Genomic DNA, 18437 nt, shown 5'->3' on the forward strand with positions numbered 1-18437 from the left:
CTATCAAATGATATTTAAGTGTACCTCTTAACAGCGGGAAGTGCTGTATATTTAACCTTAACTCAGAAGAGAAAGCAAACGGATCGTTTTTCGGAGCGATTTCTGTGGGTTCATTAGGCGATGTTGACCGCTCGTCTTCAGTTGGCATTGTGCATATTTTTTGGTGATACTTAAGTTGGGAAATGGTAAATAATCAAAGCGCTAACTCTTTTATATTTACTCTCGAACATAACATAGATTGCATGGAAAGGCGATCGAGCGCTCTTTTTTTTGCAAGGGCGATCGATCTTTTATCTGGGCGATTGTAATTGGCAAATAAATCATCGGGTTATACCTCTTTTAGGGGCGATAAGTTGAAGGGATTAGGTGCGAGCGCACCTAATCATATAAAGTCCAGCCCCATATATTGTCTAATTTGTGCAAGTAATCTTGACGCAAGTCTGTTACACGCTTATGAAAACAAGCTAGTTGATGCTTCGCTGACTCTCTAGACTTCGATCCTTTAACTTTCCTTACGACTAACCGGCCGTGGCCACAAGAAAGAACACACGATCCCGTTCCCAGACGGCGAGGGCTCTCCGAGGGAGGAGCCAAATCGATCGATCGCGTGAACCGTTAAAGGCGTAAAATTTAGTATTTATAAGATTACTTTGAAAGAGTAAATGCTCAACTTACTTGGAGAGCAACAGCCGGAAACCTTGAAGTTGCACGCACCGGTCCCCCTGACTCAGCACCCGGCCTCCGTGTACATCGACAGTTTGGGGAGCGAGCGGTCAAAGGCAACCATGAGAGAAGGACTCAATATCATGGCCCGAATGCTGACAGGTAGGGAGTGCGACGCAATGACTTTGAATTGGGCGGCATTGCGCTACAGACATACGGCGGCTCTGCGCTCTGCCCTTGAGAAAAAGTACGCCCCGGCGACGGTGAACCAAATGCTGTGCGCCCTGCGACGGGTGTTGAAGGAAGCTCTGCGGTTGGATTTAATCGACCCAATAGATTACAGTAAAGCGGTGGATGTCAGGAGTATCAAGCAATCGGGAAAAGTTAGGGGGCGCGCGCTAACGCTCTCTGAGATTGCTGCATTGATGGAAAGCTGCTCTGGTAAGACCCCTATTGATGTTAGGGACTCGGCGCTGATTGCCATCCTGCGAGGGGGCGGCATCCGTCGCTCTGAAGCGGTCAATCTCTTGAAGCGAGATTTCAACCTATCTACGGGAGCGCTGTTCGTCCGAGAGGGCAAGGGCAAGAAAGACAGGACGGTTTATCTCCCGGAGTCTGCTTGCGTTTTGGTGTCCCAGTGGCTGGAGTTGAGGGGAGAGGCGACTGGGCCTCTGTTGTACCCGATTCGGAAGGGGGGAGAAATTCAGCGGCGGCGGATGACGGAGGATGGTGTGTTGAAGATTGTGCAGCGGCGGGCTAAACTCGCTGGGGTGGAGTCTTTTAGTCCCCACGATTTCCGGCGCACGTTTTGCTCGGACCTCCTTGATGCTGGGGTGGATATTGTGACGGTGCAAAAGTTGGCGGGTCATGCTTCCCCGGTAACTACGGCCAAATATGACAGGCGTGGGGAGGAAACTAAGCGGCGGGCCGTGCAGCATTTGGAATTTTAGGGCGCGCTTGAGAGATACACGGCAGGTGCGCCCCGCGAAGAGAGCGCAGTAAGCTGCTTTTGAGCGTTCCAGCAGCGAAAATACCTCTTCTACGTGCCAGCTTGGGTGTCGGAATTCGACAGCTACTTTTATCCAGGGCGGCACCTGTTCTAGAAAGTAAGCTAGGCGGGCCGAGTCACAACCGAACTGGGGAGAGAGCACGACGAGTAGAATACCCAATCGGTCGCCCAGGCATTGAAGTCCCTCACTCATGCGTTCCAACCACTTTTGGGGCGAATAAAGACGCTTGGAGTGCTCCGCGACCACCGCAGGCAGTCCAACGTATCGCCGGGACAATTATCCCTGTTCCCGGAGGGTGTGGTGGATTAGAATATCATGAATTTTTCTGGGGAATCGGCACGGGGCAATTAATTTGATCCGAACCTGCCGCCATTCGTTTAATAAGCTCAAAAGTAGCCGTGCAATCTCAAGAGAGCTCGGTGTCCGCCGTTGAGAGGAACATACCGATAATATGAGTGATAATAACTCCAGTTTCCTGCCCATTGCGCTACCCATTCCATCAAACAGTCGGCGCGCTCTGCCAACTTCAAAATCGGCAAAGTGTGAAGCCGACAACAGTAATTTAAAATCTTGATATCAAAAGCAGAATTGTAGATTAATACTCGTTTATCTTTCAGGGCTGCATCCGTGGGATAGACTTCGTGGAAGGTAGGAGCATCGGCTACCATTACCTCGCTAATGCCGTGAATTTCTGTTACTTCTGGAGGTAGAACAATTGAGGGCTTGATGAGCATATTCAGCAACATTTTACCGAGATGATTGATAATTGCTATGTCTACAATCTCACCATCGTATAGCCCCGTACTTTCAGTATCCAGAATCACCTAATCTTCCTGGGTTAATTATTCTCTTGCCCAAAGAACAGCACTCACCCTATCTCTTTCTATGAAACCTACTTCTCGATACCACTCTCGATAATCCCGCTTGATTTTGGCTTTGAGGCGGTTGGCGGCTAGGTTTCCAATTGTTTGGAAGTGGGTTTTATTTTGGGTCGGCAGGATTCAGGATTAGTCAAATCGTAGAGGAACACATCGTATTTTTGCGTTTCGATAACGCCTGAAGGTTTCAGAGGCGATAAACCAAGTTCACCCAGTTGCTTTTTAGTTTTTAGGTGCGATGGCGGCTCGTTGGATTCACCCCACCAACTGTACTTTGTTAGTTCCATAATTGCAGGTTCCCCATCTCTGCCATAATTGCAGGTTCCCCATCTCTGCCATAATCGCAGGTTCCCCATCTCTGCCATTTTATTATCGCATCATTGAGGAGAATAAAAGCAACGGCGAATACCGTATTTGTTGGTAATTAAGCGCCTGACTTTTACCCAAATATCAGGCTATTCTACAATCTTTCCAAAGGTTGACTCAAGGGCATAATACCAGTCTTTCGCTTTCTGGAATGCTTTACCTCCCGTACCGCAACCAAACACATCTCGACTGCTTGCCGTAACTCCCAATCTCAGTAGTTTTAAGCTCAACCAAAGCGCTTTATCTGGTTGAACGGGAATCAAGGCAATGACTTCACTTACTGTATCTACTTCACTGCTTCCCCGACTGCTCAGTAGCGCCATTACCCTCGCCAATGCCTTCGAGCGCTCTGGTTCGGGAAGTAGGGAAGTAGTGCTGTAATCTTTATCCTGCAATGCTTCACTAGCTTCATCTGCCAGTTTGTCCGCTTCATCTTCTGATGAAGTAGCAGTATCCTCCCGTGCAGTAACTTCATCCGCCTGCCAGGATTCTAGGAGCCGCTTCTTGGCTAATTCCCACAGTTCTTGAGAGTCTTCTGATTCTTGATTCGGAGCCAAGTCAGTTGCTTGGGATGTTTCACTATTTACAGGAGTTTCTGGTTGGGATGACGGGTTGGGAAGCTCTCGCTGCCATTGGCTCAAGTCGGGTACAACAGCCGGGAATTCGCCTAACTCGCAGCTAATCCATGCCGCTCTATTTCCCAGCGATTCCAAGTAATCTCGAACTTGTTGGTACTTGGCGTATTGCTCGGAATCCTTGGGGAATTTGTTGCGGTAGGATTCACATTCTTCTACTGCAAACTTGCCCATGTAAATGCTACAGAAACACTCAGCTAAATCTGATTCTCCCTCCAGTCCCCAAGTTACAACTTGTCTGCCCTGCGCTAAAGCAAAGATGCGGATGTTGGTTTCCCTGGCTAAAGTAATCATTTCACCCATAATTTGCTTGGCACCGAGAGAAATAATCTGTTTGGTTTGGCGATTGACAATCGCTCTCACATTACGCGAAATTGCTTTCCATTCATCAACAGCTACATTCCAAATGGGTGAATCAATCCCTTTTGCCATTAATGCTGTACGCCGCACTCTTTCACCTTGCAATGCTTCCAAAGAGGAGCGGATAGCTTTGTAATCTTCAGGCACTCCTATTACATCCAAGCCAATCCATTGATGCGGCCACCGTTTGACCGTAATTACCGACTGCTTTTGGGATGGCATCACATCCATCAGCCAATCAAATAGCGTGGTTTTTCCGCATCGGGTAGCTGCAACTCCTCTAATGTGAGGAAACATCTCAGGAGTATCCCTAAACTGCTTCCAATCAAAGAATTTCACTCCTAATTTGGGAGTTGCTGGCAGTTCTACACCCAATAACTGATTGTTATTTTGGGCGGATGCTGTGTTTGATAAGAGTTCCGCATTTTCAACTTCCTCGGACATTGATTCCATTGGAACGGGTAAAGATTTGGGAGTGGCGGCGGTTAAAGCCTCCAACAGTTCGGGATTCTTCTCCAAATAAAGGGTGTTGTAGCCGTCGTAGAGTTCGCGCTTGAAGTCCTTCACTCTCAAGTCAGCAGCAATCGCTGTTTTCTGGATTTCTTCCTCCTCCAAAATGTCGCTTGTAGTTGCTTCTAACTGCTTTTGCCGAGCTTCATTGAGAGCAGCCTCTTCCTCGTTCTTTCTCTGCTTCACCGATGCTGAACCCGATGCAAAATAACCCGCACCAAAGCTGATTGCAGCAACTGCACCGGATGCAGTACGCAGCAGCCCCCAGCCTTGATGCAGCTTCACAAACTTGGCATTCTTGGGATGCTGGGAACCCATTACCGCAACAGGCGTACAGGGATTTGTAGCCGGGTTGCAGTAGCTGACGTGTTTGTCAAAGTACCCGAACAAGCTAAACCCACTGCATCCGATGCCCACAATTAAAGGAGCGATCGCGCTTTTCACCGCATCCACCTCCGCAGCAGGCCCACCGACAAAAGCAGCGCCACCGACACACCGACAATCGCGACAAGCTGCCACACAGGGATTAACCCGAAGCCAAAGCCTACGCTTAAAGGCACATTTGCTAGCAGCCACGCCGCATCCCAAAATGCAGCAATAGTTCCGACAATCACTACCAACCCGCTAATCCGCCTCATGGATAGTAAATAAGGCGTTGGGTTTTTTGGTTTTACGGAGAACAGGAACCCGGCTACTAAAATCACTGCGACAAGCATTACAGGAGCACCGACAATCCTCGCAACGTGAGCAATTGACAACCCAACCGCAAACCAAAATCCTTGACCACAGAAGCTATTTAGGTTTTTGAGAAACCTCAATTGGTCTGATTCTTCTAGGTCGGGGAGTTGTGGTTGTTGTGGAGAGACAGGGGGATTTTGAGGTTTGGGGATGAGAAATGGTGGTAACTGCATGGCTACTTCCCGGAGAAAAAGTCAAAGGCTTTACCGCCCCATTTTTTTAGCCAACCGCTTGCCTTGGTAGCGTTATTGCTAGCGTTATTGCTAGCGTTATTGCTAGCGCTGCTGGCAGGACTCAATTGCGGGCTACTAGATGATGGCAAACCGTATTTCCCGCGAGTACCGTAAGCGAACAAGTCTTTTATCCTATTTCTCTCTTCGCTTTTTGCCTCGATAGCTGCTTGTCGCTCCGCATAGTTTGCTGCTTCTTTGTCAGGTTTTTGGGATAGCGCCTCTTTTTGACGGACTAATCTGTTAGCCACAATCTGAAGAGAAATCTCAAGGTCGTATTCCGCTAAATCACCGTAATCGATAACTTCTTGGTCGAGAAGTCTTACGCCAACATCCGAATCTTTGGCTAGCTTTTTGGTATTAGCCTGCCAACCTTTCCACGCCAAGAATACGTCGAGTGTAGCTCGATCGATCTTTTCCATGCCCTTGGCACCGGCTTTGACGCATCGGGCTACAAACTCGTTGTATTTGACAACACCATCAATATAATCGTTGACGTGTTTTTCTAACTTGTCGAGGTTGTCAATCAGAAACTTGATTTCTTCAACCGAATCTACGAATGCCCCCAATTCTTCCTCGGACATCCCGGCAAAAGCTGAGGGGTCGAAACCGTAGTATCCCTGAAAGGTAGTCAACATTTCAGGTGCGCTATCAAATGCTTTGACTTTTCCGACTAGGGCTGGTGCTATGGCCCCACCGCCTGTGTATTTGACAATTGCATTCATGGTTTGTCTCCTTTAATTAATTCTGAGTTATGTAGTTGATTTAGCATTAATTACTTACCCCCAAGCGACGGTGAAAATTGATAGCTGTGGTTCGTGCTGTTGTCGATATTCTGGTTGCCTTGAACTACCGTGGGCGGTAAATCTTTTACGGCTTGCCGATAACCGTCGTGGTAGACAGATTGACCTGCGTAAACCAGCATTGCGGGGATGGCTGCAAACAGGAGGGACGCACAAATTGCCGAAAGTTTATCTGACATAATTGTTACCTCGAATCTTCGTTGCTGTGGTTAAAATCAGGAAGCGTCAAATGGTGGATGAACCTTTGCGTCAAGTCGTCGCTGATTGTGGGCGGTTTGAGTTCAATCAACCAGTCGCCGCCTATTGCTGGCTGTTGGAGCGTTAAATCGTCGCTGATTGCTGGCTGTTTGACTGTCAGATTATCGCTAATTGCTGGCTGTTTGAGGATTAAATCATTGAAATCGAAAGATTCGCTACCATCTGGTTTTTTGTTCATACTTTTTGGTTGTTAGCTGTTGCAGAGTACATCTCAATTGTTGCATTACCCGTTGAGGAATAACATCAAAATTTTGTGGATTTAATGGCTCGTTAATCTTCTATTGGCTGATGTCATTCGGACTAAATGAAATGTAAAACTGTCCTATCCTAGACCGCTACATTTAATATGAGCCGGAATGTAACCCAAAATCTGACAGATTCCCTGCCAAAACATCTCTTTACAAATCAGGTAGTTGTCGGGGATTTGCCCTTGGCGGTACACAGCCCACGCCATGTCTACAGATTTTACAATTGCTTCTGGTACTGGGTTTAGCTCTACTAACTGCTTTACTCTGTCTAATTCGCTGCTCATTAGAGTGACCTCATTAACTACGATCCTTCACAGAAGTTGATAGTGATAGCATCGCGTCGTTTCCACCACGTCGTTAATCGACTTATCCAGCCTTTTCTATTACCTCGCTCCTTATCTTCACTTTCAGGCTCTTCAACATCATCATCATCATCCTCATACTTATCTTCTGCTACTGGTAGACTGTGCCAATTGCAGTTAGGTCTGTCTATTCAGTAGGGGTAAGCGCGGACAGGTTTTCCATTTACCCGATCATCCACTAAGTTAATTCCTGCCACATTGCAGGAGAGCGTAGAATTAGTCTTCTTCTGTAAGAACTGCGGCTGATAGCAACTTTCGATCGTTCACGCGCACCCTCCCACCAATACGGCTACTTCGCTCACTTTACTGATTGTCGCAAGCTTAGACTTAACGACCCGCCAGAACCTCAATAATCCAGGACACACTAAATACATTTCTATGAAACCGTAACTCTCCAGCATCAGACAAACCTCATCAGCGCGATTGTTTCTTCAGCATAATTATCATTAATTGTTGGAGAATAGCCCGCAGAGGTAATAGCTTCAGTGCGGGCTTTTTCCTGAAGCAAGTAAATTAAATAAATCAGCAATTTATCTACTACCTGCTTCTGTTGTGAGCTTAGTTGTCTGAGTTTTCGCAGTTTTCGCAGTCGAGCGATGCAGCCAGCATTTTTTTTGGCTCCGTTTCCCTGGTTTCCAATGCCAAACGCCCGCTATCTATGCCATCAATGAAAACATCAAGGGTATCAAAGATTTCGTTACCCAACTCCCCAAAATCTCCGTTAGCAATATCTTGCAGGGCATCTGAGATTCCGCCGCCAAAGATAAAATCCTTGGTACTCTGCCTTACTTTTTGCCTCGCCTCGTTCAGTTTTGCTTGGACGTTGTTCAAACCTTGTTCTGCATTTTCGGTAGAACGGGTCGTGCGTTTTTGTTTGCCCGCGCTACCGTTTTGAGCTGCCTTAGCTTGCTCTACTGCTTTCTTATCTGTCGCGTTCATGGTGGTAAAACTCCTCAACGGTTTGATGAATTGAATTGATAGCTTGAGTCCTGCCCCGTTCCTTGACTAGCTGCCTGAACAGCCACATAATCTCGCTATCGCGTCGGTCGAATCCCTTGTATCTCTGCTGCGTTTCTTCTTGCCGGATCAGCTCCAATTCCTTGAGTACCGCAGCGTCGCGCCTCAGTTGAGTTAGGGAGACGTTCATGGCGTCAGCTAATGCTCCGGTGTGTATCCAGACCACGCTGTCAGGAATTACCGCGTTGAGCGCTCTCATCTCATGGTCGTTAATGGGTCGTTAGGTGGTTGGTTGTTGGTTAGTTTTTGGTCGCTACAGGGCTGCCGACGGTGTAGCCACCTTGTAACGACCGCCAAACAATCAAAAAAAATTATTTCCTTTCCGGCGCGCTAAATGATTTGGCATCCCAGATACCCCAGACTTCGCGGGCCGAAGATACGGCTCCTTGGAGCGCTTCTGCAGGCGTGCGCCCGAAAACTACGATCTTGCGGGGTGGATGGTACTTGCGGGTGACAGTAACGCTCCACTGAAATTGATGGCTTCTGAGCGCTTTCACCGATCGTCCCTCCCACCGCCCGGAGATGGTGCAGCTTCCGATGAAGCTAAGAGGGAACCGGAGAACAAGCGAATTAGGCGCAGCGCTTCGGGTTCGGAGAGCGAAACATCCAAGTGTTCCAAGGAATCGGAAAACAAATCCGATAGTTCGCATTGTCCGAGTGCTTGAAGCACCGTCGATGAATAGTGTTGGGCGTAGGTGATCGCTTCAATCAGGGCAAGCTTTTGGGTGCGGTTGCAAGTGCTCAGCAGCGATTGCCAGCAAGTGTGGAGTTGGCGGCTGGAGAATTGGTCGGCTATTGCCTCCACTATGGCTATCCCTTCGGAATCGGTTGGCAAGAAATCAAAATCTTGCGGCCACTTATCGCCGAAGCATTCAACAGTACCGCACTCTTTAATGGAGCGGGCGAGCGTGTCCCTTTGGCGCAGCGAATAAACGGTCGCTTCCATCAAAACCCAAAGAGCGGGTTCTGCCATCGCGTCCACGGATGCCAACAACGAAGGGTACAAAGAAGCGCTCGTCACCTTTGGCGTTGCAGCAGCAGCGGACACCTCAACCGTTATCGGTATCGGTATTTGTGTCATGATTGAAAAACCTCATTAATGTGAGTGCCGTACCCCGCCCCAGAAGATTTCCAGTCATAGGGGGCGGGGTTTGGTTTGGTTTTTTTGTCTGCCCACGAACGCCAATCTGCGAAAGTGTTGCGGGCATTGGATTTAAGGCGCTTTCAAGTTAGTTTTGGACAACAAAAGGGGTAGTTTTATGGATGACCCTTTTACGCCGACACTGACTTTGGCGTGCCTGAGTGTATAGTAACAACAGGTAAGGTACTTGTCAATATTTACCTTTCTCGTGAAATGGGATTCCCGCAGACAAAGTGAAACAACAGGTAAGGTATTTGTCGAGTTTTGGTGTACCTAAATAAAAAGCGAGGTAGTAAAGGGTAGAGTTTAAGAAAGTGACAACCTCCTTAACACTTGTATGCCCTCTGATAAACCTCGAATAACCCTTTACCTGGAGAAGCAGGATATGGAGCACCTAGGGGCTTGGGCTGAGAAGGAGTTTTTAACAGTACCCCAACTGACACGAGTGGTAGTTAAGCGAGCTATAGCGGAATACCTAAAACAAAACCCTTCTAATCCCCCAACCCCCAAACCGGACAGCACCCATGATTCACCCAGTGAAACTACCCCCCCGCCAGCCACCAAAGCCAAGCGGGGCAATAAAAAGAAAACTACTAATACACCATGAATGTCGCTGAAATTAACCCGCTTTCCCTGCCATCCCTGTCAGTCTAAGCAATACGTTCGCGTATAAAATTTGAAAAGGCTGTTATCAACAAGCGACAGCCCGCAGCGATTAGGCCAGACCAAAAAAAAGAGTCCGCAGTCTAAAGAAGAGACGGCAGACAAACAAAAAAATAAAAGTTTAGATTCATCATAGTCTATTTCTGCCATTACCGCAAAATCTGCACCTTTGCACATCAACGGTAGTTACAGCAGAGCCGTCTCTTCTACTAAGCGCGGGTTTTCTTCATAAAAAACCAGCACGCAGCGCTATGAGTAGCGAAAGAGGCATCTATGAATATTGCAGATCAATTTTTATCAACTACCGCGAACCTTTGCCCCAAACACAAGAGCCACATTGAGAGCAGGGGACTGCTCAACGAGTGGAGCTACGCCAACTGCCGAACCGTATCTGCTGACGAGGCATCAGTTTACTTGGGTTATACCGCCAAGTCGGGTGGCATCTTCTTTATTGGTGCAGGCACACAATTTCAGTTCAGACCAGACAAGCCTTGGAAATCCTCTGGCAGTAAAAAAGCACCCAAATATCGCACGCCCGTTGGTGAGTACGACGCATTCTTGCCTCAGCATCCCACCGACAAAAACTATTGGGAGCCAGAAAATCTCAAACAGCACTGCTACCGCATTAACGACCATCCCTATCTCCTGATTACCGAAGGGCCGTTCAAAGCAATATCGGGATGCAGCAACGACTTACCGACAATTGCCTTAATGGGCATCAGCATGGGGCTGACAGCGAAAGCTAGCGATTTGCAGAACAAACGCTATCTCGTTCCCACCCTAGAATCTTACGCCCGTGCCGGTTTTGGGTTCATCATTGCCTTTGATGCAGATGCAGCGACCAATCCAAGCGTCATTTGGGAACAGCGGAAACTCGGCCGCCAGTTGCTTAAGTTTGGCGTCCCCGTTCGCAGCATTACTGCACAATGGGAACCAGGCACTGAAGGAGAAACCAAAGGTATGGATGATTTTATCCAGAGAAAAGGAATAGAAGAATTCAGGCGGATACTTATGAAGTCAGTCAGCTTTCAGGACTGGGAGAGCAATCTTGATGGGAGCGAGGATTCATCGCCTAAGAATAAAATTCCTTTACCCCAAGAATTGGGAGCCGAACTTGCCGAGGAGTTGCGCGACCAACTCTGCTATTCTGACGAACACAAATCTTGGATGAAGTACGAACTTCGGCATAAAGGAGTTTGGGCGGCGGTGAACGACGATTATGTCCTCAGCGCCATAGATACCATGTGCCAAACGCGGGGGTTGCAACCCAACAACGCCTACTGCGCCAACGTTCTAGGGTCGCTCAAAAGGAAATTATTCGAGCTCGATTGGTTAGAGCGACCATCAAACGAACTATTGCCCTTTGAAGATGGAGTGCTTTCCATTGAAAGCAACACTTGGCAAGAACACGCCCCCGGATTCCGACTAACTTGGTCGCTACCGCGCAGCTACAAAGGAAGCGCTGTTAATACTGGATGGGCAAAAATCAACGATTGGATGAATCAGGCCACCGATGGCAATCGGAACAAGAAAGATATTCTGATTGCCTTCATCGCCGCCAGCTTGCGCGGTATGGCTTCTTTGCACAAATTCCTAATGCTGACTGGCCCCGGTGGAACTGGGAAAGGGCTTTACTCCCGACTGACCACAATGGTGGTTGGAGAGCGAAACACTTGGATTGGAAACTTGGAAGATTTAACCAAAGCAGATAAAGTCGCGGATTTACAGACAAAGCGGCTAGCGGTTTTTGACGACCAAGAAAAGTACACAGGCAATTTATCAAACTTCAGGTCACTGACGGGCGGGGGTAAAATCAGCGGTCGCCAATTGTACAAATCGGCTGTTGACTTCCGTTTTTCTGGTCTGGCACTAATTACTTCAAATCAGCCGTGTTTCCCTGCCAGCGGACTTTCCTGGTTGAAGCGGCGAATAATTCAAGAAGGATTCGAGTACACCCCCATTAAGCGAAACCCCCACCTCGAACGAGAATTAGAGCCGGAATTAAGCGCATTTACCCAATATTTGTTATCAATTCCAGTGACCGAAATTGAGCGCATTTTGGCTCAAGAAGAAAGCGGAATTAATGGCACTTTTTGGGCTGACCGGGTGCGGGCCGACCCGATGGCGTCATGGGTCAACGATTGCATTATTCACGATACCGAGGCCCAGACCGCAATCGGAGCCGATAAAGACGAATGGAAAGATGCGGATTATGTCGCGGCTAAATCAACTTTGTTCGGCTCCTATAACAATTACTGTCGTCGAGCCGGGTACAGCGCCAAAGGTAAAAACAATTTCTCAGCAGATTTGGTGGAACTCTGCCGAGAGGTCCTCGAATGGAAAGATGTCGCAAAGCAGCGGTCGGCTGCTGGCATGGCAATCAAAGGGTTGAGGTTGCGGACAGATACCGACCAAGACATTTCGACTGTAGAAGATTTGTTGAGTCAATCCAAAAATGTAGATATAGGTCTACACGGTGCAGACCGGAATGTATATCTACAATCCTTACCCCACAAGGTTTGTGTAGACTATGTAGACCTAAACTCAAAACTTGCAAAAAAGAATGAAATTACTTCTGCTGATTCAAGTCTCGAAACTGATAGCGGCACAACATCAACTTCTGCTGACTCAAGTCTCGAAACTGATAGCGGCACAACATCAACCTCTCGCGCCCAGGTGAATACTGAGGCTGAGGTTGTGGAAGTCTTACCCTCACCCAAAGTCTACACGGTAGACACGAGCCATACAGAGCAAGACATTCAGCCTACACAAAGCCTACATTCAGGTCAGCATTCAGGTCAGCATTCAGAATGGAACGAAGACGAACTCGACTTGCTGCAAATGATTCGATTGGCGCTGGCAGAGCCTGACCCCGAATCGGCACGGCAAGCGGCCGCCGACATTCTGCCAGCGCTCAAAGAAGTCTGTGGTAAAGGAGCTGCAAACCGAGAGAAGATTTGGGCGGCGCTGACAGAAGAAGAGCGGATCAAGTTCACCTCTTTAGCCAAAAATTCAGAGCAACCGACAATCTCTGAGCGGTCGCCGAAGCCGAGCGCACTGGGCGACAATCCCCCCGAACCGGAACCGGAGCAACTAGCGCCCGAACCCGTGCCAGCAGAGGAATTAGCGGAACCGGAGCTCGCACAAATCGCGCCAGAGGATGCCGAAAAGATACGAGATATTGCCCTGATTTGGTGGCCCGAATACTACCCCGAACAGCTCCAAAACCTGCTTACACAGATGTACGGATGGAATGCACCGGGGACTCGCTACGAGGCTGCCACAATCACCGCTTGGCTCGAAGGGGAGGATGCTTTAGTGAGGGAGCGGATAGGTGAGCTGATGCAGCAGCGGTGTTAGAGCCTTTTGGCTTAGTTCTGACAGAGTAGAAAAAGCCCCACTTACCTTTTGATGCGGTTTGTGGGGTTTGGTTAGCCTATCAGACGTAAATTCTGCACACTCAAACCCACATTCCGCACCCTCGACTGTCACAATCGGTTTTGGCGGAATTTTGTGAACCCAATTAATCATTTTTTATACACACAAGTGGGAAATTGGACTTGCGCTCGCCAGTTCGATTTAGCCAAACTCCGAAAATTCGTAGTGTGACAGTTCAGGGTGCGGAATGTGGGCTATAGGATTGAAGTTGGGAGAATAGGGTGATAAGTTCATTCACCTGTGTGGCTGGCCCTGGGGCAAGGCACATCGACGGCGCTCGCTATGTCTGCCGAGTGTTCGATAGTCTAAAAATTCCTCAGTTGCGTAAGTCGTATCAATTTTTAAAGCTGTAAAAGCTAATCCAATTCAATTTCTTGGATGCGCTGTTTATACTGTTGGTTATTTTGTTTTTGAGTTTGCTGTTCTTGCTCAATTAATTGTATCCAAATATCATTCCAACTTGACTGTGGATTAACAAGTTCTGTATTCGGTAGCAGCTCGCTTGCATTTCTAGCAAGCATAGAATCTTCTGCAATCGCTATAATAACGCTATCCACTTCTTGTAAGAATTGTATAGGCAGTTGTGAAGCTCGTTCAATTCCTAGGTAAAGTGTCGCTGGTGCTGTTGTAGAGTTATCCTGTTCAATAAGCAAAATTGAAAGGGCTTCGATTGGGTTACAGGCAATCACAGCTCGCTCAATTTCTCCGGTAGTGGCTACCCAGAAAGCAGCTTCAGATGACAGGGGATGGGTTGTAGTAAAGTTGCCTCTTTCATCGAGGACAAAAGCGAACTGGGCTTCTCCCTCAAGCGTCCGTCCTGTAAAGACAGCCTTTTCTGAGTCGGCATACAACCAAGAATGAGAGTGCAATAAATTAAGCAATTCTAAAGGTAAACTGTACTCGACTGCTAGATGCGAACGCACTTTTTGCCACTGAGTTTCATCACGTTCAGGCAGGATTGATAATTGTAACTCTAACTCATTTGCTGTTGCAGGAGTTGCAGGTGTGGTTGTTTCTAGGTCAGATTGTGACAACTCTAACTCATTTGCTGTTGCAGGAGTTCCAAGTGTAGTTGTTTCTAGGTCAGATTGTGACAACTCTAACTCATTTGCTGTTGCAGATAGGGTTGCTCCTAACTCGGATTGTGACGACTCTAACTCATTTTTCTCTGCCTCGCTGGGGGCAATAGCTAAGTTTTGTGGCTGCATTAAAGCTTCAATTAGGGCGTTATCTCGCCCTTTGTCATAGCTAACGCCTCGATACTTCTGCAATCCAGCAAAACTGTAGGCTTTACCCAACTGAGTGCCACTTAAAGCGACTCCATCTAAATTGTAAGAAATGCCTTTACTGAAGCCAGTTCGAGTCAATCTGACTTGCACCTCTGGGCCTTGTTGCTGCAACCGCTCAACGAATTCTGGCATACTTGGGTTGTCTTGGGTAACTTCATTAATTAGGTCTTGCAATTGCACCCTGACACTTTTGTTTCCCTTGCTTTTTAATTGCCTGTGTTCTCCTGTAGTCTGAGCTCGCTTGTCTGTTTCCCAACTGGGTGTAACAGTTTCCAGGTTGTAGTTCCGTTCGAGTTGGCGAATAGTTTCTTGGCTTTTGTAATAATCCCAACTATCGTCAACAACACCTCCATCGAGGCAAATGCGACTGGCGACGATGTGGATGTGGTCGTGTTCTGTATCGCTGTGCTTGACAACTGCGTATTGGTTGTTGTCAAATTCCATCGTTTTCATGTAGTTGGCTGCAATCGCCAGCCAGCGTTGGTCATTTTCTTCAGAATCTTCTAGTTTTTCGGTGCTATCGACAGATAAAGTGGCGTGAAAAACTGCTACTTTCAGGTTAGGTCTTAGTTGTCGGGCGATGCCAAATTCAGCAGCGAGTTCTTCAGGAGTTTGTCCGCACATAGTGCCGCCAATCAGGTAAGCGTCTTTTTTGCCCAGCACGTAGTTCAGACAGCCCCGAAAGCCTGTACCTTTGATTTGTTTGCCAATCATAACCGAAAAGCCGTCAGTTGCACAGAATCGATTGCTCAGGCGGTAAAGCCGAGGCTTGTTAATAATTAGCGTACTGTAGATTTGGCAAGGTTTGCAACTATTGTTTTAATTGTACCTCCGTTCTCTCGAATGAGTTGCTGTACGCTTTCTAAGAGTCCTGTATTGACAACAACGGGCTCCCCCAATGCCACAGCACTATTGCAAGCTTTAGCAATTTGATTGAGGTTGTTTCCGGCAATTCTCAATTGGGCATCAATCTTGCATAAAACTTGATAGGCTTTTAAGTCAAATGCAGCTAGAGGGCGTGGCATGGTTCTCCTCAAAGCTGCACGGCGCATGAAGTCGCTCATGCTCAAATTTACTTGCTCTGCTCTTGCTTTAATTTGATTGTAGTCAGAGTCAGTGAGGCGAATGTGAATATGGTTGGAGAGCAGCTCTCTAGGTTTGACTTCCGATAAAATTTTCATAGTTTTTAATCAGTAAAAACCTCTTACCAAGATACAAGTTAACAACTGTAATCGACAAGCGCTATTCAGGTGATTTTATCCCCCCCAATTGGAGAGGGCTGTTTAGACAGTTTATTAAGGTAGAGACTGACTATAATTTTCTTTATTTGTATAGAATAGTGGATTTAGGTGCGATCTCACTTGAATAAGTGATGAGCTTGTTGAATTGCTTTTGAAGCATTTTCTCCCTCTAATTTCTTAGAGCTATAGAATATTCAGCTTAAATCGTAGTACAAATAGTTACAATTGTCATTAAAGCTAAAGAAAGTATTAAACCCGACCTTACGGTTAGGCTTCCGTAAAAGGAGGGTGCATTATTTCTCTTCCTGCACGTAAAAGTCCGGTTTGCGATCGCAAAACCATTGCTTGCTACCGAGAGAGAACAGCCATAACCTGCCTCAACAAGCAAAGGCACGAACAGCACAAAAAAGCAGTAATTTGACCGAAAAAGTCAGGCATTTGCAGGATATTTTCCGGTAAATACAGGTAGAGTGCAGTTCCTGCAAATACCTGCACTTGCCTGACTTTATACTGCAAATCCCTGACTTTATACTGCAAATCCCTGACTTTAGCTGACGCAACAATTAGCTAATTATTTAGCGTTTTTAACAACAAGTGGATTGACTTAATAGTCAAGTTGTGGCATCGGAATTGAATTAAAAATCAAGTTGAGCAAGTGTGAGAAAATTGGCAGGCAGCTAAAATTTATGAAGCGATTTTGTAGCGTAGTACCCACTATGCCAGCAATAAAGTTGAGGCTGGACTATCTGGTTTTTGCGCTCCGTTGAGGCTGTTCGCGAGTGTAAGGCTTACCTCGATCAAGTGCGAGCTGCCGTCTATTGCTAGCAGTCAACTAAACTATCATCGCCAGCCTTTCAATTCTTTGCAATAGCAAGCGAGTGCGACCTGAAATTTTAGCAACGGGTGAGAGGAAAGCAGGCGCGATTTCGCACAGATTTGCAAGCTCGGCTCGAAACCATCCTGATAAAAATGCTTTCACTTCTTCGTCAGCTTGCTGCACTTCCTCGAACAAACTAAAACGCCCGTCAAGCAATGCTACGATGTCTTCAATATCAGAACTAAAATAAAAGTTACCCCCACCTCTACCAATGAAAGCTTCTATTTTGGAAGCGAGGAGGTAAGGCGTTGAAAAAATTAGGATTTGCCTACCACTTGGAAGTTGGTAGCGAATAGAATTAGCAATACCTGGCTTGTACCAGCGGTTGGAAAACCCCAGCACCGATTCATCGCACGGCATGACATCAATTGAAATGCCCTCATACTGCCAGCGACATAGGGGTGCGCCTGATTCTGTAGTTTCTTGAAGCCCAAGGGTTCGCAACAAGTTCGAGAAGTTGTAATATTCAGCTCTGGACATGATTTCGACAACACAATCAACATCATCGGTAGGTCGAATGTCAGGAGCCGCCACTTCGTCCAGATACAGGGATATCGTTGCTCCTCCTGTGAAGACGATGGTAGTGCGTACTTGAGAGAGTACCCGGGCGACTGTTTCCAGCATGAATATCTGCTGATTCATAGAGCGACGATCCTCTTTTCAAGTTCGCTAGCGGCTAAACGTTGCTCCCGCACCCGACCAACTCGAATAGCGTCAATCAAGCTGAGCAAGGCATAAAGTTTTGGATCGTTACTGGCAGCTTGGGGGACTGAGCGGTACAGAGGCGCGATTGCCTGCCCTCTGACGACACCTTGAGGGTCAGGCCAGACGTAAACCTCAGATGGTGAGGCAACCAGCTTGCTTTTCAATGGCTCAGCAGAATGTGCTGTTGGCAGTCCCCGCGAGAGGGGGCCTGGCTGGGCGTAGAATACATAGCGCAGCCCGTGAACCAGGAATTCCAACACCGCTTGCTTCAAAATTTTCCGCTCGGAGCCATAATACAGACCGGCAGCTTCAGAACGCTCAAGGGCAGCATGAACTTCTGATGCGCTCATGCCCAAGCTTTGAGCGAGAGAACTGTACGTCCAGTTCGTTGAATCCCAACTGTGGACTTTGAGTATTGCAAGGATATCTTGGGGTTTTAGCATAGCGGATGAGCTCGCGCATTGTTCCTTTATTCTACATTCGCGAATAGCGAATACTCAAGAGGTGGCGACTTTAATTTACCGCAAGGCTTAATTGAAGGGTGTGAGCCATGTAGCGAATACAGCGCTCGCCCCGGTTGCTTGAAGCCGTTGTAGGTAGGAGCGTGAGCACTATAAGTTTGAGAAAACTTAGCCGCAACTTTCCTTTACCGGTATCGGTATAAATGGGGGTATAGCCGAGATACGCGCATTCCGAGGACAAGACGTAAAGTTTTTTAAATATAAGACAAAATGACTTGAAGTAGCAAAGCCTGAAATACTTGGCAGTAAAAGATGGACGCTTTTTGGGTCTGTACGAAGGCAGAGTATTAGTTATACTCTGCCTTCTCAAACTTGGTTGAATAGTCAGCCAATTTAGGATGCTTTTGTGCTTGTAAGCTTCCTCGAAAGCTACTTAGGGGCTTATTTGTTACGTTTCTTAATATCACGTCCTATTGAGAGGGTCGAGGGGAACATTACTATTCCACCCCTCCCGTCCGAAACCGTGCTTGCCAGTTTCCCGGCA

The 18437-nt window shown here is 47.3% G+C and carries 20 protein-coding genes and 1 pseudogene; 3 read left to right on the plus strand and 18 right to left on the minus strand.

The window, feature by feature from the left end:
* The first annotated feature begins 662 nt into the window (after nucleotides 1-662).
* Nucleotides 663-1613, plus strand: coding sequence for a tyrosine-type recombinase/integrase (locus QUA20_RS27650; RefSeq protein WP_333193064.1), 951 nt, complete (start codon nucleotides 663-665; stop codon nucleotides 1611-1613).
* Between the two features lie 99 nt (nucleotides 1614-1712).
* Here QUA20_RS27650 and QUA20_RS27655 read toward each other — a convergent pair.
* The 14 genes and pseudogenes from QUA20_RS27655 to QUA20_RS27720 all read right to left on the minus strand — a co-directional run.
* Nucleotides 1713-1865, minus strand: a pseudogene (locus tag QUA20_RS27655) (DUF72 domain-containing protein); the annotation flags it as partial.
* A 194-nt stretch (nucleotides 1866-2059) separates the two neighbouring features.
* Complete coding sequence (locus tag QUA20_RS27660; RefSeq protein WP_333193066.1) at nucleotides 2060-2497, minus strand: 3'-5' exonuclease; 438 nt, start codon at nucleotides 2495-2497, stop codon at nucleotides 2060-2062.
* Between the two features lie 128 nt (nucleotides 2498-2625).
* The gene (locus QUA20_RS27665; RefSeq protein ID WP_333193069.1) at nucleotides 2626-2916 is read right to left on the minus strand and encodes a hypothetical protein; all 291 of its coding nucleotides are present in this window, start codon (nucleotides 2914-2916) and stop codon (nucleotides 2626-2628) included.
* Between the two features lie 90 nt (nucleotides 2917-3006).
* Nucleotides 3007-4941 carry a hypothetical protein gene (locus tag QUA20_RS27670; protein ID WP_333193070.1) on the minus strand — a complete coding sequence of 645 codons (1935 nt, stop codon included), beginning with the start codon at nucleotides 4939-4941 and terminating at the stop codon, nucleotides 3007-3009.
* Nucleotides 4863-5333, minus strand: coding sequence for a hypothetical protein (locus QUA20_RS27675; protein ID WP_333193072.1), 471 nt, complete (start codon nucleotides 5331-5333; stop codon nucleotides 4863-4865). Before QUA20_RS27675 ends, QUA20_RS27670 begins: the two co-directional genes overlap by 79 nt.
* A 2-nt stretch (nucleotides 5334-5335) precedes the next feature.
* The gene (locus tag QUA20_RS27680; protein WP_333193074.1) at nucleotides 5336-6115 is read right to left on the minus strand and encodes a hypothetical protein; all 780 of its coding nucleotides are present in this window, start codon (nucleotides 6113-6115) and stop codon (nucleotides 5336-5338) included.
* A 50-nt stretch (nucleotides 6116-6165) separates the two neighbouring features.
* On the minus strand, nucleotides 6166-6372 hold the full coding sequence (locus QUA20_RS27685) for a hypothetical protein (protein ID WP_333193075.1): 207 nt from the start codon (nucleotides 6370-6372) through the stop codon (nucleotides 6166-6168).
* Between the two features lie 5 nt (nucleotides 6373-6377).
* The gene (locus tag QUA20_RS27690; protein ID WP_333193076.1) at nucleotides 6378-6629 is read right to left on the minus strand and encodes a hypothetical protein; all 252 of its coding nucleotides are present in this window, start codon (nucleotides 6627-6629) and stop codon (nucleotides 6378-6380) included.
* Nucleotides 6630-6773: 144 nt separating this feature from the next.
* The gene (locus QUA20_RS27695; protein WP_333193077.1) at nucleotides 6774-6983 is read right to left on the minus strand and encodes a hypothetical protein; all 210 of its coding nucleotides are present in this window, start codon (nucleotides 6981-6983) and stop codon (nucleotides 6774-6776) included.
* A gap of 478 nt (nucleotides 6984-7461) precedes the next feature.
* The gene (locus QUA20_RS27700; RefSeq protein ID WP_333193079.1) at nucleotides 7462-7590 is read right to left on the minus strand and encodes a hypothetical protein; all 129 of its coding nucleotides are present in this window, start codon (nucleotides 7588-7590) and stop codon (nucleotides 7462-7464) included.
* A gap of 29 nt (nucleotides 7591-7619) precedes the next feature.
* Nucleotides 7620-8000 (minus strand): hypothetical protein, encoded by a 381-nt coding sequence (locus QUA20_RS27705; protein WP_333193080.1) that lies wholly within the window; start codon nucleotides 7998-8000, stop codon nucleotides 7620-7622.
* Entirely contained in the window at nucleotides 7984-8277 is a 294-nt protein-coding gene (locus QUA20_RS27710; protein ID WP_333193081.1) for a hypothetical protein, read from the minus strand. The genes QUA20_RS27705 and QUA20_RS27710 overlap by 17 nt, the downstream gene beginning before the upstream one ends.
* A 112-nt stretch (nucleotides 8278-8389) precedes the next feature.
* Nucleotides 8390-8575 carry a hypothetical protein gene (locus tag QUA20_RS27715; protein WP_333193083.1) on the minus strand — a complete coding sequence of 62 codons (186 nt, stop codon included), beginning with the start codon at nucleotides 8573-8575 and terminating at the stop codon, nucleotides 8390-8392.
* Nucleotides 8572-9159 carry a hypothetical protein gene (locus QUA20_RS27720; protein ID WP_333193084.1) on the minus strand — a complete coding sequence of 196 codons (588 nt, stop codon included), beginning with the start codon at nucleotides 9157-9159 and terminating at the stop codon, nucleotides 8572-8574. Before QUA20_RS27720 ends, QUA20_RS27715 begins: the two co-directional genes overlap by 4 nt.
* A gap of 445 nt (nucleotides 9160-9604) precedes the next feature.
* On the opposite strand from QUA20_RS27720, the gene QUA20_RS27725 reads away from it, so the two are divergent.
* Complete coding sequence (locus QUA20_RS27725; RefSeq protein ID WP_333193085.1) at nucleotides 9605-9826, plus strand: hypothetical protein; 222 nt, start codon at nucleotides 9605-9607, stop codon at nucleotides 9824-9826.
* 329 nt (nucleotides 9827-10155) lie between these two features.
* Nucleotides 10156-13242: a DUF3854 domain-containing protein gene (locus QUA20_RS27730; RefSeq protein ID WP_333193088.1), complete on the plus strand. Its 3087-nt coding sequence runs from the start codon at nucleotides 10156-10158 to the stop codon at nucleotides 13240-13242.
* A 434-nt stretch (nucleotides 13243-13676) separates the two neighbouring features.
* Here the strand turns inward: QUA20_RS27730 and QUA20_RS27735 are convergent, their stop codons facing one another.
* The 4 genes from QUA20_RS27735 to QUA20_RS27750 all read right to left on the minus strand — a co-directional run bounded on the left by QUA20_RS27735 (nucleotide 13677) and on the right by QUA20_RS27750 (nucleotide 17875).
* Complete coding sequence (locus QUA20_RS27735; protein WP_333193091.1) at nucleotides 13677-15323, minus strand: relaxase/mobilization nuclease domain-containing protein; 1647 nt, start codon at nucleotides 15321-15323, stop codon at nucleotides 13677-13679.
* 65 nt (nucleotides 15324-15388) lie between these two features.
* A complete protein-coding gene (locus QUA20_RS27740) occupies nucleotides 15389-15790 on the minus strand; it encodes a plasmid mobilization protein (protein ID WP_333193094.1) in 402 nt (133 codons plus the stop codon).
* Nucleotides 15791-16682: 892 nt separating this feature from the next.
* The gene (locus QUA20_RS27745; RefSeq protein ID WP_172193425.1) at nucleotides 16683-17369 is read right to left on the minus strand and encodes a hypothetical protein; all 687 of its coding nucleotides are present in this window, start codon (nucleotides 17367-17369) and stop codon (nucleotides 16683-16685) included.
* A complete protein-coding gene (locus QUA20_RS27750) occupies nucleotides 17366-17875 on the minus strand; it encodes a hypothetical protein (protein WP_015179812.1) in 510 nt (169 codons plus the stop codon). The genes QUA20_RS27745 and QUA20_RS27750 overlap by 4 nt, the downstream gene beginning before the upstream one ends.
* Between the last annotated feature and the right edge of the window lie 562 nt (nucleotides 17876-18437).

Origin of the sequence: Microcoleus sp. Pol7_A1, from assembly GCF_036701085.1 — a bacterium.
Taxonomy (GTDB): Bacteria; Cyanobacteriota; Cyanobacteriia; order Cyanobacteriales; family Microcoleaceae; genus Microcoleus; species Microcoleus asticus.

Bases quoted from the DNA above. Each gene is read 5' to 3' on its own strand.
- QUA20_RS27725 (WP_333193085.1), top strand. From the start codon at position 9,605: ATGGAGCACCTAGGGGCTTGGGCTGAGAAGGAGTTTTTAACAGTACCC.
- QUA20_RS27680 (WP_333193074.1), bottom strand. From the start codon at position 6,115: ATGAATGCAATTGTCAAATACACAGGCGGTGGGGCCATAGCACCAGCC.
- QUA20_RS27710 (WP_333193081.1), bottom strand. From the start codon at position 8,277: ATGAGAGCGCTCAACGCGGTAATTCCTGACAGCGTGGTCTGGATACAC.
- QUA20_RS27720 (WP_333193084.1), bottom strand. From the start codon at position 9,159: ATGACACAAATACCGATACCGATAACGGTTGAGGTGTCCGCTGCTGCT.
- QUA20_RS27730 (WP_333193088.1), top strand. From the start codon at position 10,156: ATGAATATTGCAGATCAATTTTTATCAACTACCGCGAACCTTTGCCCC.
- QUA20_RS27650 (WP_333193064.1), top strand. From the start codon at position 663: ATGCTCAACTTACTTGGAGAGCAACAGCCGGAAACCTTGAAGTTGCAC.
- QUA20_RS27690 (WP_333193076.1), bottom strand. From the start codon at position 6,629: ATGAACAAAAAACCAGATGGTAGCGAATCTTTCGATTTCAATGATTTA.
- QUA20_RS27665 (WP_333193069.1), bottom strand. From the start codon at position 2,916: ATGGCAGAGATGGGGAACCTGCGATTATGGCAGAGATGGGGAACCTGC.
- QUA20_RS27695 (WP_333193077.1), bottom strand. From the start codon at position 6,983: ATGAGCAGCGAATTAGACAGAGTAAAGCAGTTAGTAGAGCTAAACCCA.
- QUA20_RS27735 (WP_333193091.1), bottom strand. From the start codon at position 15,323: ATGATTGGCAAACAAATCAAAGGTACAGGCTTTCGGGGCTGTCTGAAC.
- QUA20_RS27685 (WP_333193075.1), bottom strand. From the start codon at position 6,372: ATGTCAGATAAACTTTCGGCAATTTGTGCGTCCCTCCTGTTTGCAGCC.
- QUA20_RS27675 (WP_333193072.1), bottom strand. From the start codon at position 5,333: ATGCAGTTACCACCATTTCTCATCCCCAAACCTCAAAATCCCCCTGTC.
- QUA20_RS27740 (WP_333193094.1), bottom strand. From the start codon at position 15,790: ATGAAAATTTTATCGGAAGTCAAACCTAGAGAGCTGCTCTCCAACCAT.
- QUA20_RS27745 (WP_172193425.1), bottom strand. From the start codon at position 17,369: ATGAATCAGCAGATATTCATGCTGGAAACAGTCGCCCGGGTACTCTCT.
- QUA20_RS27705 (WP_333193080.1), bottom strand. From the start codon at position 8,000: ATGAACGCGACAGATAAGAAAGCAGTAGAGCAAGCTAAGGCAGCTCAA.
- QUA20_RS27750 (WP_015179812.1), bottom strand. From the start codon at position 17,875: ATGCTAAAACCCCAAGATATCCTTGCAATACTCAAAGTCCACAGTTGG.